This window comes from Aeromicrobium sp. Root236 (assembly GCF_001428805.1).
Classification (GTDB): Bacteria; Actinomycetota; Actinomycetes; order Propionibacteriales; family Nocardioidaceae; genus Aeromicrobium.
In genome coordinates, this window is record NZ_LMIS01000001.1 from 2,902,058 (window position 1) to 2,916,376 (window position 14,319).

Genomic DNA, 14,319 nt, shown 5'->3' on the forward strand with positions numbered 1-14,319 from the left:
CTCGTTGCCGATAGGCTCGACCCCCGTGAAGACTCTCGTCATCGGCTCCGGCGGCCGTGAGCACGCCCTGGCCCTCGCGCTGTCCCGCGACCCGCAGGTCACCGAGGTGCACGCGGCACCGGGCAACCCCGGCATCGCCGCCGTCGCCACCCTGCACGACGTCGACGCGATGAACGGTGCGGCCGTGGCCGCGCTCGCCACCGAGCTCGGCGCCGACCTGGTCGTCATCGGCCCCGAGGCGCCGCTGGTCGCCGGCGTCGCCGATGCCGTACGCGATGCGGGCATCGCCTGCTTCGGCCCGTCCAAGGCCGCCGCGCAGCTCGAGGGCTCCAAGGCGTTCGCCAAGCAGGTCATGGCCGGCGCCGAGGTGCCGACGGCTCTCGCGCACGTGTGCGAGACGGCGGAGCAGGTCGAGGCCGCGCTCGACTCGTTCGGCCCTCCGTATGTCGTCAAGGACGATGCGCTGGCCGCCGGCAAGGGTGTCGTCGTGACGACCGACCGGCAGGCCGCGATCGACCACGCCGCTGCCTGCGACCGGGTCGTCATCGAGGAGTTCCTCGACGGCCCCGAGGTGTCGCTGTTCGCGATCACCGACGGCGAGACCGTGCTGCCGTTGCAGCCGGCGCAGGACTTCAAGCGCGCCCTCGACGGCGACGAAGGACCCAACACCGGTGGCATGGGTGCCTACACGCCGCTGCCGTGGGCACCCGACGACCTCGTCGCGGAGGTGTCGCGGCGGGTGCTCGTGCCGACCGTGCAGGAGATGGCCCGTCGTGGCACGCCGTTCCAGGGCCTGCTCTACGCCGGCCTTGCGCTGACCAGCCGCGGCGTGCGGGTCATCGAGTTCAATGCCCGGTTCGGCGATCCCGAGACCCAGTCGATCCTCGCGCTGCTGCGCACGCCCCTGTCGGCGCTGCTGCACGGTGCGGCGACGGGTGGCCTCGCCGAGGTCGGCCTGCCGCAGTGGTCGAGCGACTCGTCGGTGACGGTCGTCGTGGCCTCAGAGGGCTATCCCGAGTCACCCAACACCGGTGACCCGATCGAGGGCCTCGACCGCGTCGCCGAGCTCGACGGCGTCGACGTCATCCACGCCGGCACCGCGCTGCGCGACGGCACGATCGTGACCGCCGGCGGCCGTGTCCTGTCGGTCACTGCTGTCGGTGCTGACCTCGCCGAGGCTCGCCGCAAGGCGTACGAGGGCGTCGGCCTCATCAGCATCCGCGGAGCCCACCACCGGACCGACATCGCCCTCGCGGCGGAGCAGGGGACAATAGAGCTGTGAGCACACCGAACGTCCTGGCCAGCCGCTACGCCTCGCCCGAGGTGGCGCGCATCTGGTCGCCGGAGCACAAGATCGTGCTCGAGCGCCGGCTCTGGATCGCGGTGCTCAAGGCCCAGAAGGACCTCGGCGTCGAGACCCCCGACGGCGTCATCGAGTCGTACGAGTCGGTCATCGATCGCGTCGACCTCGCCTCGATCGCCGCCCGCGAGAAGGTCACGCGCCACGACGTCAAGGCCCGCATCGAGGAGTTCGCGGCGCTCGCCGGCACCGAGCACATCCACAAGGGCATGACGTCGCGCGACCTCACCGAGAACGTCGAGCAGCTGCAGATCAAGGCGTCGCTCGAGCTGATGCGCGACCGTGCGATCGCCACCCTGGGCCGGCTCGGTCGCCTCGCCTCGGAGCACGCCGAGCTCGTGATGGCCGGCCGCAGCCACAACGTCGCCGCGCAGGCCACGACGCTCGGCAAGCGTTTCGCGACGGTTGCCGACGAGCTCATGGTCGCGATCGACCGGCTCGACGACCTCATCGCCCGCTACCCGCTGCGCGGCATCAAGGGCCCGGTCGGCACGAGCCAGGACCAGCTCGACCTGTTGGGCGGCGACGAGGCCAAGCTCGCCGAGCTCGAGGTGCGCGTCGCCCGCCACCTCGGCTTCGACAAGGTGCTGACGAGCGTCGGCCAGGTCTATCCGCGATCCCTCGACTACGACGTCGTCACGGCGCTGGTCCAGCTCGTCGCCGCGCCGTCCAACCTCGCCACCACGATCCGGCTCATGGCCGGCAACGAGACCGTCACCGAGGGCTTCCGCCCCGGCCAGGTCGGGTCCAGCGCGATGCCGCACAAGATGAACACCCGCTCGTGCGAGCGCGTCAACGGGCTCGCAGTCGTGCTGCGCGGCTATGCCTCGATGATCGGCGAGCTCGCCGGCGACCAGTGGAACGAGGGCGACGTGTCGTGCTCGGTCGTCCGCCGGGTCGCCCTGCCCGACGCGTTCTACGCCGCCGACGGACTGTTCGAGACGTTCCTGACGGTGCTCGACGAGTTCGGCGTGTTCCCGGCCGTGATCCAGCGCGAGCTCGACCGCTACCTGCCGTTCCTCGCGACGACCAAGGTGCTCATGGCATCGGTCCGCAACGGTCAGGGCCGCGAGACGGCGTACGACGCGGTCAAGCAGCACGCCGTCGCCGTCGCCCTCGAGATGCGCGAGAAGGGTGCGGCCGAGAACGACCTGTTCGCCCGCCTCGCCGCCGACGAGCGTCTCGGCCTGTCGGAGGCCGACCTCGCCAGCCTCGTGGCGTCGCCGATCGACTTCACCGGTGCAGCGGTCAGCCAGGTGCAGGCGGTGGTCAGCCGCATCGAGCAGATTCTGGCCGCCAACCCGGAAGCTGCGGCCTACACTCCTGGTTCGATCCTGTAGTTCTCGCGGAAGGGCGCCATGTCGGACTTCCTGGATGCTGTTCTGACGCCGCTCGACTACGTCGTCTCGGCCCCGTTGCTGGCCTGGCACAAGATCTTCAGTGCTGCTGATCCCGGTTGGGCCTGGGCGCTGGCGATCGTCGGGACCGCCGTGACGATCCGCATCCTGCTCCTGCCGTTGTACGTCCAGCAGCTCCGCACGCGCCGCGAGCTGCGGAAGCTCGAGCCACAGATCAAGGCGTTGGAGCAGACCTACGGTCACGATCGCGAGCTGCTCGCGCAGGAACAGATGAAGCTCCTCAAGGCCGTGGGGTTCAGGCCGCTGATCTCGCTGATCCCCCTCCTCCTGCTGGGCCTGGTCCTGGTCGTGCTGGCCCGGATGATAGACGCGGTGGACAAGCACGCGGCACCGGGTGAGTCCTTCCGGAGAGGCTTCCTGACCGACGGCGACGCGTCGTCCCTCTCGCAGGCCAAGGTCGCCGGAGCGAGGGTCGCGGACTCAATGGTCGACCATGCGGACAGCGACGCCGCGGTCCTGGCCGCGGTGCTGATCGCGGTCATGTGCGTCACCCACGTCATCGCCCAGCGGCAGGAGGCAGCCCAGCTGCCGGCGCCCGTGATGCCGACGGGCGTGGTCGAGCAGAAGCGGCAGGTCACGCTCTACGTGCTGCTCGTCGCCATGGCCGCGGTCAGCCTCGTGCTGTCGATCGGCGTCCTGATCTTCTGGGCCACGTCCAAGCTGTGGACCGTGGGGCAACAGCGTCTCCTGCGTGACGAGCCAGGATCAGGCTGACTCGACGTAGGCGGCGAGATTGGCCAGCGACGACTGCATGCCGGTCGCGTGGTCGATGGGGGAGATGCCGGTGGGTACGCCCGAGGCCACGATGCTGACCTCGGTGCCGGCGGCCATGGGCGTGAGCTGCCACGTCATCGTCATGGTCCCCGCGAACGCCGCGTCGTCGGACTCGAACTCGATCGCCTCGACCACACGCTCCCCGTCGACGAGCTCGACGAACGTGGCCTCGACGACGTCGGAGTCGGCGGTGCTCTTGCCGATCTCGCCCGACGGGTCGTCGTACGTCAGCACCATGCGATAGCCGCCGCCGACCCTCAGGTCGTACCGCTCCATCCGGGCGCTCATGCCTGTGGGTGGGAGCCACCGGACGCGCGCCTCTGCGTCGGTCAGGGCCCGGTAGAGGGCCTCGGTCGTGGCGTTGATCCGCCTGGTCGCGGTGTCGGTCCGTCCGGTCACCTGCCCATCATGCGACGGCCCGCCGCGACCCCGCCACCGCGCCACTAGTCTGAGCCTGTGCCACTCGACATCCCCGGAGCCCGCCACCTGCACTCAGGCAAGGTGCGCGACCTGTACGAAGTGCAGGACGGCCATCTGCTCATGGTCGCGTCCGACCGCATCTCGGCCTACGACTTCCTCCTGACGCCAGGCATCCCCGACAAGGGCGAGATCCTCACGCGCATGTCGCTGTGGTGGTTCGACCAGCTCAGCGACATCGTGCCCAACCACGTCGTGTCGACCGCGGTGCCCGAGCGGGTGCGCGGCCGGGCCCTGATCGTCGAGAAGCTCGACATGTTCCCGGTCGAGTGCGTGGCCCGGGGCTACCTGACCGGTTCCGGCTTGCGCGACTACAACGCGACCGGCGAGACGTGCGGCGTGCCGCTGCCGCCCGGGCTGGTCGACGCCTCGCGGCTGCCCGAGCCGATCTTCACCCCGGCCACCAAGGCCGATCTGGGCGAGCACGACGAGAACGTGTCGTTCGCGCAGATCACCGAGACGATCGGCGCTGAGAGCGCCGAGGCGCTGCGCGACCTGACTCTCGCCGTCTACGCGCGGGCCGAGGACATCGCCCGCGAGCGCGGCATCATCCTGGCCGACACCAAGCTCGAGTTCGGCGCGCGTCCCGACGGCACGATCGTCCTCGCCGACGAGGTGCTCACCCCGGACTCGTCCCGATTCTGGCCTGCCGACTCCTGGCAGCCGGGGCGGCCGCAGCCGTCGTACGACAAGCAGTTCGTCCGCGACTGGATGACCTCCGAGAGCGGCTGGGACCGTGAGAGCAACCGGCAGCCGCCGGCGTTGCCCGCAGAGATCGTCGAGAAGACCCGTGAGCGCTACGTCCAGGCGTACGAGCAGCTGACGGGCGAGACGTTCTGATCCTCAGCGGATCACGTACCAGGTGACCGCGGCGGACGCCGCGAACACCAGCACCGCCAGGGTGAGGGCGAGCCCCGAGGGCACCTCCCGGCGCACCCGCCGCACGTTGCGCACCTTGGTGCCGCCGACGATCTGCTCGAGGGCGTCGGCGAACGCCGCGGCCGACTCGGGTCGGTCGTCCGGCCGGGTCGCCAACGAGGACGCCAGCAGGTGGTCGAGGTTGCGGGGGATCTTGCCGGAGCTCGCCAGAGGCGCGGGCCGGCTGTCGTTGGACCGGTGCAGCAGCGTGCCGGGATCGGACACGTCGTACGGCGGCCGGCCCGAGAGCAGCTCGTACGTGACGGCGCCCAGCGAGTAGACGTCCGAGCGCGGGCCGACCGGTGCGCCGCGTGCCTGCTCGGGTGCCATGTAGGCCGGCGTGCCGGTCGTGACCGTGACGCCGCTGGCCTCGGCGAGACGCTTGGCGCTGCCGAGATCCGCGACGAGCACGCGGCCGTCCTCCGCGACGAGGAGGTTGCTCGGCTTGACGTCGCGGTGCAGCATGCCCTCGTCGTGCAGCACCTGGACGGCGCGTGCGCACTCGATGGCGAGCAGGAGGGCGTCCTCGGTCGATCCCGGCGGCTTCACCCGGTCGGCGACCGTGCCACCCGAGACGTAGTCCATGACGAAGAACGGCCGGTCCTCATGGGTGCCGATGTCGTGCACCCGTACGACACGGGGATCGTGGATCTGCCGGAGCAGACGGGCCTCGGCGAGGAACCGCTCACGTACGTCGGCGTGATGGGCCCAGTTCTCGGCCAGCACCTTGACCGCGACCGGAGTCTCGAGCTCGGTGTCGAAGCCGCGCCAGACGGTGGCGAAGGCGCCGAACCCCTCGACCTCGTCGAGGCGGTAGCGTCCGATCTGTTTCATCACGCATCAGTATGCGCGACAACCCGTATCAGTATCGTCTGGGGCATGGATGTCGACGAGCAGCTGATCGCCAGGGCGCGAGCCGGTGAGGCCCCCGCGATGGAAGAGCTGCTGGCGGCCATCCGGCCGAGGGTCGTGAGCCGGTGCGCCCGGTTGCTGCCGCACACGCTCGACGCCGAGGAGGCCGCTCAGGACGCGCTGCTGTCGATCGCGACGCACCTGAAGGACTACTCCGGCGAGGGCTCGTTCATGGGCTGGGTCACGGTCATCGCGTCCAACTCGGCACGGCAGACCTATCGCACGTTGAAGCGGCGGTTCGCCGAGCGCTCCGTCGACGAGCTGCCGGTCAGCCCCGACCCGCGCACGACCAGCGTGATCGCCGGCAGCCGCCTCGACCTGCTCGACGCGATCGAGGCCCTCGAGCAGGCGCACCCGGCGACCGCCGAGGCGTTCGTCCTGCGTGACATCGGTGCGCTGCCGTACGACGAGATCGCCGCCCTCACGCAGACGCCGCTCGGCACCGTCAAGGCCCGCATCCACACGGCACGAGGATTCGTACGGGAGAGGCTGGGGGTCAATGAAGGCAACTTCTGAGTGCTCCTCGGCATCTCTGTCTCCGAGGTGTGTCCCATCGGGGGCACCAGCACCACGGAGGAACCCATGAAGCAGCAGATCGCAACCGGCATCCTCGCGATCAGCATGGCCGGCGGCGTGAGCACGAGCGTGGTGGCACACCAGCTCAGCTCCGAGTCCGACCCGGAGCCCAAGGCCACGCCGTCAGCCACCCAGACGTCGAAGAAGACCGACAAGCCCAAGTCGACCAAGACCGCCAACCCGCCTCCGGGCACCGGCGGCGGCACCAAGACGTCGGAGCCGCCGAAGCTGCCGCTCGCGCCCGTCGGCGCGCTGCGCATCATCCCCGGTGCGGTCGGCCCGGTGCAGGTCGGGATGAGCAAGCAGGATGCGTACGCGACGGGCTACTTCGACGCCGACGTGTCGGTGCCGGCGTGCAACCGGACCGACGACCTGGTGTGGAAGGCCGGCTACAACGACCAGCTCGACATCCGCACCAACGACGACGGCTCGGTCGCGGCGATCGGCATTCGCGGTGGGGGCCCGCGTACGCGCTCGGGGCTCGGCGTCGGCAGCACCTACGAGAGCGTCCAGGGGGTGCTCGGAGAGGTGGCGCCGGAGCCGGCGGGGCAGGGCCAGACCGGCCTGTTCGTCAGCGAGGGCAACGGCTGGATCGGGTTCTTGTTCAACGCGGCTCCCGATGCCGTCGCGCCGACCGACACCGTGACGTTCGTCGAGGTCACGAGCGGCGTACGGCCCGGCCTGACCCGCAGCGGCTGCTGAAGCCGCCGGCCGGGCCGGGCTCGGTCAGCGGGCCGCTCGTACGCCCTGCCCGAGGTCGATGACCTGGTCCTCGATCGTCGTCTCACGGCCGGCGGCCACGCTGACCACGATCGGTTCGCGGGCGGTGAGGTCGGCGTCCTGGAACGTCACCGCGTACTCGCCGGGCGGCAGCCCGCCGATGCGGAACGTGCCCTTGGCCGAGACGTACGCGGCTCCCGTGGCGTGAGCGCCGGATGCCGTCACGCACATGTCGGTGGCGGGTTGCTCATCGCTGACGACGGTGCCCTGGACGTACCCGGCGACCGGCATCGTCAGGTCCTGCGGCGTCGGGCGAGCCGGATCGATCGTGACGGCGAGGCGGGTGAAGACGTGGGCGCCGGTGTGGTCCGTGGCCTCGACCCGGTAGTCGTCGCCCGCGACGGGCTGGCGCCGGGTGAACCGGTAGCCGCCGACATCGTCCGTGATCGTGGTGTCGAGGCGGGTGCCCTGGTCGCGGCCCTCGGTGAACAGGGCGACCGTGATCCCGGCGAGCGGATAGCCGCTCGGGTCGGAGATCGTGCCCGTGACGACGGCGGAGAGTGCGACCGTCGTGGTCGGTCTCATGGGATGTACGGTCATGCGTCCCCCTCGGGATCGGTGTGTGCGTTCTGTCATGTCAGATGCCGAGGGGGACGCAAAGGTTGTCTCGTTCGACTCAGTTCTTCGGCAGCGCGATGTGCAGGTTCGTGATCTGCGAGCCGTCGTTCATCGTGACCGGTGTCGCCGAGGCGTAGCTGGTCGCGTTGACGTACCACGTCGTGCGGTGGACACCCGTGGGGTCACTGACCCGGACCCGGACCTTGCCCACGAAGTCCAGGCTGCCCTTCTTCCAGGTGCCGTCGGCGGCCGTCGTGACCGGGATCGAGCCGTCCGTGGCGCTGGTGAGGACGTCGACCTTCATGCCCTGCAAGGGGTGGCCCTCGGTGTCAGTCACGGTGCCGGAGACCGTGCCGTACCGGTACTTCATCACCTGACGGCTCAGGGTCGTCGCCTTCCCGGCGGTCACCTTGACGTAGGTGAGGCCGACGCAGCCCTTCTGCGTCCTGCGGACGTTGTTGTAGCAGGTCTCGTCGAACACCTCGGCCATGTCACCGAACGCGACGTAGTAGGTGCCGGTCGGCAGCCCGCCGAGGCGGAATCCGCCGCCGGCGGAGACCATGACGGCACCGCCGGGGAGGTTCTCGTCCTCCTCGTCGCCGACCATCTTCGCCGACACGCCGACGGTCTTCGCCGCCTTGAGGGGGGCGGTCCCGATCTGCGTGTAGACCTTGCCCTGGATGATGCCGGCGTCCTTCACCGACAGGTTCGTCGTCGTGGTCACGCCGTTCTTGACGACGAACGACGGGGAGTACTTCGCGACGTGCCAGCCCGTCGTGTCGATCGCCTCGTAGCGATAGGTGTCGTCGCCGTCGGTCGCCACACCCTCGAGCCGGAACCGGCCCGCATCGTTGGTCGAGGCGGTGCCGACGACCTCGCCCTGGGCGTCGTGGACCTTGATGGTGAGGCCGGCCAGCGGGTATCCGCCGGCGTCGAAGACCGACCCGGCGACGGCGCCGGTCCCCGGTGCGGCGTTCGCCGCGGTGAGCGCCGCAGCACCACCGATGGTCAGGGTGACCAGAGTGCCCGCGGCAAGTGCGGCTCGACTGAGTCGAGTGAGTCGTGCGGTCATGCTTCCTCCTCGGTTGGTGCTGTGGTGGGAGAGATGCCTGGGTCGCCGCAAAGGTTGTGGGTGAGGCCCAGATACTGCGGGTATGGTGAGAGGCCCGTCACACCCTGGAGGAGACCCGTGGCCAACCTCGCCGCTTTGCTGGAGCAGTCGACCGAGAAGTACGCCGACCGTACGGCGATCGTGTTCGGCGACACGCGGTTGACGTATGCGCAGGTCAACGGCGCTGCGAACCAGGTGGCGAACCTGCTGGTGGCACGCGGGATCCAGCCCGGCGACAAGGTCGCGCTGTCGTGCCCCAACCTGCCGTACTTCACGGTCATCTACTTCGGCATCCTCAAGGCGGGCGCCACGGTCGTGCCGTTGAACGTGCTGCTCAAGGGCCGCGAGGTGGCCTATCACCTGGCCGACTCGGACGCCAAGGCGTACTTCGCGTTCGAGGGCACGCAGGACCTGCCGATCGGCGACGCTGCGTGGGAGGGGTTCCAGGCGACGGAGTCGTGCACCGAGTTCTTCCTGATCAAGCTCGACTCCCAGCAGCCCGAGCCGATGGAGCCGCCGGAGTTCTTCGGCCCTCTCGTGGCGCAGCAGCCACCGACGTTCGACACGGTCGAGCGCGATGACGACGACACGGCAGTCATCCTCTACACGTCCGGCACGACGGGGCAGCCCAAGGGTGCGGAGCTGCGGCACCGCAACATGCGCGACAACGCGCTGGCCGGCAAGGACCTGTTCGGCGCGGACGAGTCGCGGCCTGACACGTACCTGTGCGTGCTGCCGCTGTTCCACTCGTTCGGTCAGACGGTGATCCAGAACGGCTCGATGGCGTACGGCGGCACGGTCGTGATGCTGCCGAGGTTCGAGGCCAAGTCGGCTCTGGGGCTGATGCTGGCCAACCGAGTCACGTTCTTCGCCGGGGTGCCGACGATGTACTGGGGCCTGCTCGGCGCACTCGACGACACGGTCGACGTGGAGGCGCTGGCGGCCAACCTGCGCGTCGCGGCAGCCGGCGGGTCGGCGCTGCCGGTCGACATCCACCGCCAGTTCAAGGAGCGGTTCGGGGTCACGATCCTCGAGGGCTACGGCCTCTCGGAGACGTCTCCCGTCGCGTCGTTCTCCCGGTTCGGCGAGGAGCCTCGCGTGGGGTCGATCGGCGTGCCGATCCCCGGCGTCGAGATGAAGCTGATCAACGACGACTGGAGCGAGGTCGAGCCGGGCCCGGACGCGGTCGGTGAGATCGCGATCAAGGGCCACAACGTCATGAAGGGCTACTACAACCGGCCCGAGGCCACCGCCGAGGCGATCCGGGACGGCTGGTTCAGGTCGGGCGACCTGGCCAAGAAGGACGAGGACGGTTTCTACTACATCGTCGACCGGTCCAAGGACATGATCATCCGCGGTGGCTTCAACGTCTATCCGCGCGAGATCGAGGAGGTCCTCATGGAGCACCCGGCGGTGTCGCTGGTCGCGGTGATCGGCGTGCCGAACGAGTCGCACGGCGAGGAGATCAAGGCCGTCGTGGTCAAGAACAAGGACCACGACGACGTCTCGGAGGCCGACCTGGTGGCCTGGGGCAAGGAGCAGCTCGCGGCCTACAAGTACCCGCGCGTCGTCGAGTTCCGCGACGAGCTGCCGATGACCAGCACCGGCAAGATCCTCAAGCGCGAGCTGTCCTGAACGCGGGTCCGAGGACCGCAGCGACACCGATAGACTGAGGGCACCGACCACTCAAGGAGCGTCCGTGGCCCGCGTCATCGTCGATGTCATGCCCAAACCCGAGATCCTCGACCCGCAGGGCAAGGCCGTCCACGGCGCACTGCCGCGTCTCGGCTATCACGCCGTGACGGACGTACGCCAGGGCAAGCGGTTCGAGCTCGAGGTCGAGGTGGTCGACGAGGCCACACTCGCCGAGGTGCACGCCCTGGCCGGCACGCTGCTGTCGAACCCGGTCATCGAGGACTACTCCGTACGAGTGGATTCATGAAGGTCGGCGTCGTCACGTTCCCGGGGTCGCTCGACGACGTCGACGCGCAGCGGGCCGTACGCATCGCCGGTGGCGAGCCGGTCGCGCTGTGGCACGGTGACCACGACCTCAAGGGCGTCGACGCGGTCATCCTGCCGGGCGGCTTCTCCTACGGCGACTACCTGCGTGCCGGGGCGATCGCCCGGTTCGCGCCGGTCATGACCGAGGTCATCGCCGCGGCGCAGGGCGGCATGCCGGTGCTCGGCATCTGCAACGGCTTCCAGATCCTGTGCGAGTCGCACCTCCTGCCCGGCGCCCTGATCCGCAACGACCACCGCACGTTCATCTGCCGTGACCAGACCCTCAAGGTCGAGAACGCCTCGACCGCGTGGACCTCGAACCTGTCGCTCGGCGACGAGATCGTGATCCCGCTCAAGAACGGCGAGGGCGGCTTCGTCGCCGACGAGGACACGCTCGACCGCCTCGAGGGCGAGGGCCAGGTCGTGTTCCGCTACGTCGACGTCAATCCCAACGGCTCGCTGCGCGACATCGCCGGCATCACCAACGAGCGCGGCAACGTCGTCGGGCTCATGCCGCACCCCGAGCACGCGGTCGAGGACCTGACCGGTCCCGGCACCGACGGCCTGGCCCTCTTCACCTCGGCGCTGGCCACCCTCACCTCTGCCTAGTTCCAGGCACCCGCTGAGACTGACGTTTCTGTGGTGGTCCCGCGGCGTGTCGCAGCACAAACGTCAGGCTCACCGCGCACGTGGTTACTCCGCGGCCTGGGAGGGGTGGACCCGGCGCAGCATGAACGCCGTCGGGGCAACCGAAGCGACCGTGGCGATGGCCAGGCAGGTCGCACCGATCATCCCGAGGCCCAGCCAGGGCACGTCGATCGGCATGCTCTCCAGGTCGCTGCTCAGGGCCCGGCCGACCAGCACGGCGACCGTGGCACTGATGATCGCGCCCATCGTCAGCGACGTGGCGGTCACCAGCGCGGACTCCCAGAGGACGACCTTGCGGACCTGTCGCTCGGTGGCGCCGATCAGGCGGGTCGCCACGAACTCGCGGTGGCGCTGGAGGCTGCCCATCAGCAGGGTGTTGGCGATCGCCAGGGCGGCATAGAACCCTGACGGTCCGAGCAGCACCCACAGCGTGAACGTGTTGTTGCGGCGCAGGTCGGCGTCGGTCGCGGCGAGCCATGCGGCGCGGGACTCGGCGTGGCCGGATGTGCCCCGGAGCTCCGCGCCGATCGTCGAGACGGCGTCGGCGGTGCCGGGCTCGGGGATGACGAACCAGCGGTCGGGCTTCGCCGTGGCCAGGCCCGGTGGCAGCAGCAGGTCGCTGTGGAGCGACGGTGCCGAGTCGACGATGGCCACGACCTTGAGCGTGACCGGCTTGCCGCGACCGAGGTCGACCCGCATCGTGCTGCCGAGGTGATAGCCGCTGTCGAAGGCGTACGACCTGGACATCGCGATCGTCCGGCCGTGGAGGTCGCCGAGCGTGCCCTTGTCGGCTGACAGCCCGCGAGCGGCGACGGCATCGGCGACATTGATCGTCTCGGCGTCCTCGAGCTCCCGCTCTCCCTCACGGTCGATCAGCGTGATGCTCGTCGGCGCACTCGCGTCGGCGACCTTGACCGCCGGCGAGGCCGCGAGCGCCTCAGCCGTACGGGCACCGCCGCCCTGCACCACGACGGGTGCCTTGAGCTGCTGCTGGTTGATCGCGTGGTCCCAGTCGGCGGCGATGCCGAGGGTCAGGAGCAACGATCCACCGATCGCCGAGATCGCCAGGGTCGGCGCCGCGAGCGACGCGGTGCGCTTGGCGGACGCGGCGACGTTGTCGCGAGCCAGTCGGATCGTGACGTCACCCCTGCGCACCAGCGGCCACGCGATCAGCCTCGCGAGCGCCGGGAACAGCCACGGGCCGAAGCAGACCGCGGAGATGACCAGCATCTCGGGCGCGAAGATGCCGAGGACGAGCGACAGCTCACCCGTGACCGCGCCCATCGTGATGAGCATCGCCAGGGAGCCGGCGAGGCAGGCCAGACCCACCGTCAACCGCCAGAAGCCCATGCGCCGGCGCTCGACCGCGGCCTCCCGCATCGCGTCGACCGGCGGGATCTTCGACGCTCGACGCGCCGCCGACCGTGCGCCGATCAGGGCGACCAGCGCACCGATCGGGAACGCGATGGCGAGGGTGGGCCAGAAGCTGGGGGCGTCGAGCTTCATCGGCGTGAGTCCGCGATCGTGGGCGAGCCAGAGCGTGAAAGGCGTCAGGAGATGCGCGAAGATGCACGCTGCCAGCGAGGAGACGGTCGCCACGACGAACGACTCGCCGAGGATCATCCGTCGGACCTGCCGCGGCGTCGCGCCGACGAGACGCAGGAGGCCGAGCTCCCGCCGCCGCGAGGACACGACGAACGAGAAGGTGCTGGCGACGACGAAGATCGCGATGAAGCCCGAGAAGCCCGACATCACCCCGAACATCGAGGCGAGGTCGTCGAGCTGCATGCGGCCCTTCGTGTCGCCGGGCTCGAGGCGCGACGTGGCTTCTGCGACGGCGGTGATCATCTCCACCGTCAGCCCGATCAGGGTGACGCCGAGGAACAGCGCGACGATCGATCCGACGTACGGGGCGATGTTGCGCCGCACGGTGTGCCGGCTGAGGTCGAGGAGCATCATCGTTCGAGCTCGCTCATCATCGCGGCGATCTGGGACGCGCTGCCGTGCTGCAGGTGTCCCACCAGCTGGCCGTCCTCGAGGAAGATCACCGAGTGCGCGTACGAGGCCGCGACCGGGTCGTGCGTGACCATCGCGATCGTGTGTCCCTGCTCGTCGACGGACCGCCGCAGCAGCTCGAGCACCTGGTGGCTGGTCGTACGGTCGAGGGCGCCGGTCGGCTCGTCGGCGAACACCACCTGGGGCCGCGCGATGAGGGCGCGGGCGATCGAGACCCGTTGCTGCTGGCCGCCGGACAGCTCGGCGGGCCGGCGCCCGTGGTGGCAGTCGAGGCCGACCTCGGCGAGCGCCGCGAGCACGTCACGGCGGCTGGGCCGCTCGCCGGCGAGCCGCAGGGGCAGTGCGACGTTGTCGAACACCGTGAGCGCGGGCAGCAGGTTGTAGGACTGGAAGACGAAGCCCATGGTGGAGCGGCGCATCGTGGTCAGCTCGACCTCGTTGAGCTTCGCGAGATCCGTGCCGGCGACCAGGACCGTGCCCTTCGTGGGCCGGTCGAGGCCGGCGGCGCACTGCAGCAGGGTCGACTTGCCGGATCCCGACTGCCCCATCACGGCGGTGAAGGTCGACGTCGCGAACGTGTGGGTGATGCCGCGGAGCGCGTCGACCGTGCCGGCCTTGGACTTGTATGTCTTGGTGACGCCGTCCAGGACGACGGCATCGCCGCGCGTGGCGGTGCGACCGGGGTCGGAGGCGGTGAGAGTTGTCATGACTCCATGACATCGCCGCGCGCCCTCGCCGTCTCTGGCCTGCGGGCCACTTCTGGGGTAGCG

The 14,319-nt window shown here is 69.8% G+C and carries 15 protein-coding genes; 9 read left to right on the forward strand and 6 right to left on the reverse strand.

Annotated features, from left to right (window positions below):
- Positions 1-25 precede the first annotated feature (25 nt).
- Genes purD through yidC form a run of 3 tightly spaced genes read left to right on the forward strand, consistent with a single transcriptional unit; the run spans position 26 to position 3,492 of the window.
- Complete coding sequence (gene purD / locus ASE12_RS14575; RefSeq protein WP_056402079.1) at positions 26-1,282, forward strand: phosphoribosylamine--glycine ligase; 1,257 nt, start codon at positions 26-28, stop codon at positions 1,280-1,282.
- Positions 1,279-2,700, forward strand: coding sequence for an adenylosuccinate lyase (gene purB / locus ASE12_RS14580; RefSeq protein WP_056402082.1), 1,422 nt, complete (start codon positions 1,279-1,281; stop codon positions 2,698-2,700). Before purD ends, purB begins: the two co-directional genes overlap by 4 nt.
- An 18-nt stretch (positions 2,701-2,718) precedes the next feature.
- Entirely contained in the window at positions 2,719-3,492 is a 774-nt protein-coding gene (gene yidC / locus ASE12_RS14585; protein WP_056402085.1) for a membrane protein insertase YidC, read from the forward strand.
- Here the strand turns inward: yidC and ASE12_RS14590 are convergent.
- A complete protein-coding gene (locus ASE12_RS14590) occupies positions 3,484-3,951 on the reverse strand; it encodes an SRPBCC family protein (protein ID WP_056402086.1) in 468 nt (155 codons plus the stop codon). The genes yidC and ASE12_RS14590 overlap by 9 nt on opposite strands.
- Positions 3,952-4,008: 57 nt before the next feature.
- On the opposite strand from ASE12_RS14590, the gene ASE12_RS14595 reads away from it, so the two are divergent.
- Complete coding sequence (locus tag ASE12_RS14595) at positions 4,009-4,869, forward strand: phosphoribosylaminoimidazolesuccinocarboxamide synthase (RefSeq protein ID WP_056402089.1); 861 nt, start codon at positions 4,009-4,011, stop codon at positions 4,867-4,869.
- A 3-nt stretch (positions 4,870-4,872) separates the two neighbouring features.
- Here the strand turns inward: ASE12_RS14595 and ASE12_RS14600 are convergent, their stop codons facing one another.
- Positions 4,873-5,781 (reverse strand): serine/threonine-protein kinase, encoded by a 909-nt coding sequence (locus ASE12_RS14600; RefSeq protein ID WP_056402092.1) that lies wholly within the window; start codon positions 5,779-5,781, stop codon positions 4,873-4,875.
- A 45-nt stretch (positions 5,782-5,826) separates the two neighbouring features.
- Here ASE12_RS14600 and ASE12_RS14605 point away from each other — a divergent pair, with 45 nt between their 5' ends.
- On the forward strand, positions 5,827-6,375 hold the full coding sequence (locus ASE12_RS14605; protein ID WP_056402095.1) for an RNA polymerase sigma factor: 549 nt from the start codon (positions 5,827-5,829) through the stop codon (positions 6,373-6,375).
- Between the two features lie 66 nt (positions 6,376-6,441).
- Positions 6,442-7,137, forward strand: coding sequence for a hypothetical protein (locus ASE12_RS14610; protein ID WP_157412945.1), 696 nt, complete (start codon positions 6,442-6,444; stop codon positions 7,135-7,137).
- Between the two features lie 24 nt (positions 7,138-7,161).
- Here the strand turns inward: ASE12_RS14610 and ASE12_RS14615 are convergent, their stop codons facing one another.
- The gene (locus tag ASE12_RS14615) at positions 7,162-7,740 is read right to left on the reverse strand and encodes a carboxypeptidase-like regulatory domain-containing protein (protein WP_056402100.1); all 579 of its coding nucleotides are present in this window, start codon (positions 7,738-7,740) and stop codon (positions 7,162-7,164) included.
- Between the two features lie 91 nt (positions 7,741-7,831).
- Complete coding sequence (locus ASE12_RS14620) at positions 7,832-8,845, reverse strand: carboxypeptidase-like regulatory domain-containing protein (RefSeq protein ID WP_056402103.1); 1,014 nt, start codon at positions 8,843-8,845, stop codon at positions 7,832-7,834.
- A gap of 117 nt (positions 8,846-8,962) precedes the next feature.
- Between ASE12_RS14620 and ASE12_RS14625 the strand changes: the two genes are divergently transcribed.
- The 3 genes from ASE12_RS14625 (at position 8,963) to purQ (ending at position 11,494) form a co-directional block, all read left to right on the forward strand.
- Positions 8,963-10,519 (forward strand): long-chain fatty acid--CoA ligase, encoded by a 1,557-nt coding sequence (locus ASE12_RS14625; protein WP_056402107.1) that lies wholly within the window; start codon positions 8,963-8,965, stop codon positions 10,517-10,519.
- Positions 10,520-10,583: 64 nt separating this feature from the next.
- The gene (gene purS / locus ASE12_RS14630; RefSeq protein WP_056402110.1) at positions 10,584-10,826 is read left to right on the forward strand and encodes a phosphoribosylformylglycinamidine synthase subunit PurS; all 243 of its coding nucleotides are present in this window, start codon (positions 10,584-10,586) and stop codon (positions 10,824-10,826) included.
- Positions 10,823-11,494, forward strand: coding sequence for a phosphoribosylformylglycinamidine synthase subunit PurQ (gene purQ, locus ASE12_RS14635; protein WP_056402113.1), 672 nt, complete (start codon positions 10,823-10,825; stop codon positions 11,492-11,494). The genes purS and purQ overlap by 4 nt, the downstream gene beginning before the upstream one ends.
- An 84-nt stretch (positions 11,495-11,578) precedes the next feature.
- Here purQ and ASE12_RS14640 read toward each other — a convergent pair whose 3' ends face one another.
- Positions 11,579-13,492, reverse strand: a complete 1,914-nt coding sequence (locus ASE12_RS14640) for an FtsX-like permease family protein (RefSeq protein ID WP_056402116.1) — start codon at positions 13,490-13,492, stop codon at positions 11,579-11,581.
- Positions 13,489-14,256 carry an ABC transporter ATP-binding protein gene (locus tag ASE12_RS14645; RefSeq protein ID WP_056402118.1) on the reverse strand — a complete coding sequence of 256 codons (768 nt, stop codon included), beginning with the start codon at positions 14,254-14,256 and terminating at the stop codon, positions 13,489-13,491. The genes ASE12_RS14640 and ASE12_RS14645 overlap by 4 nt, the downstream gene beginning before the upstream one ends.
- Positions 14,257-14,319: the final 63 nt, after the last annotated feature.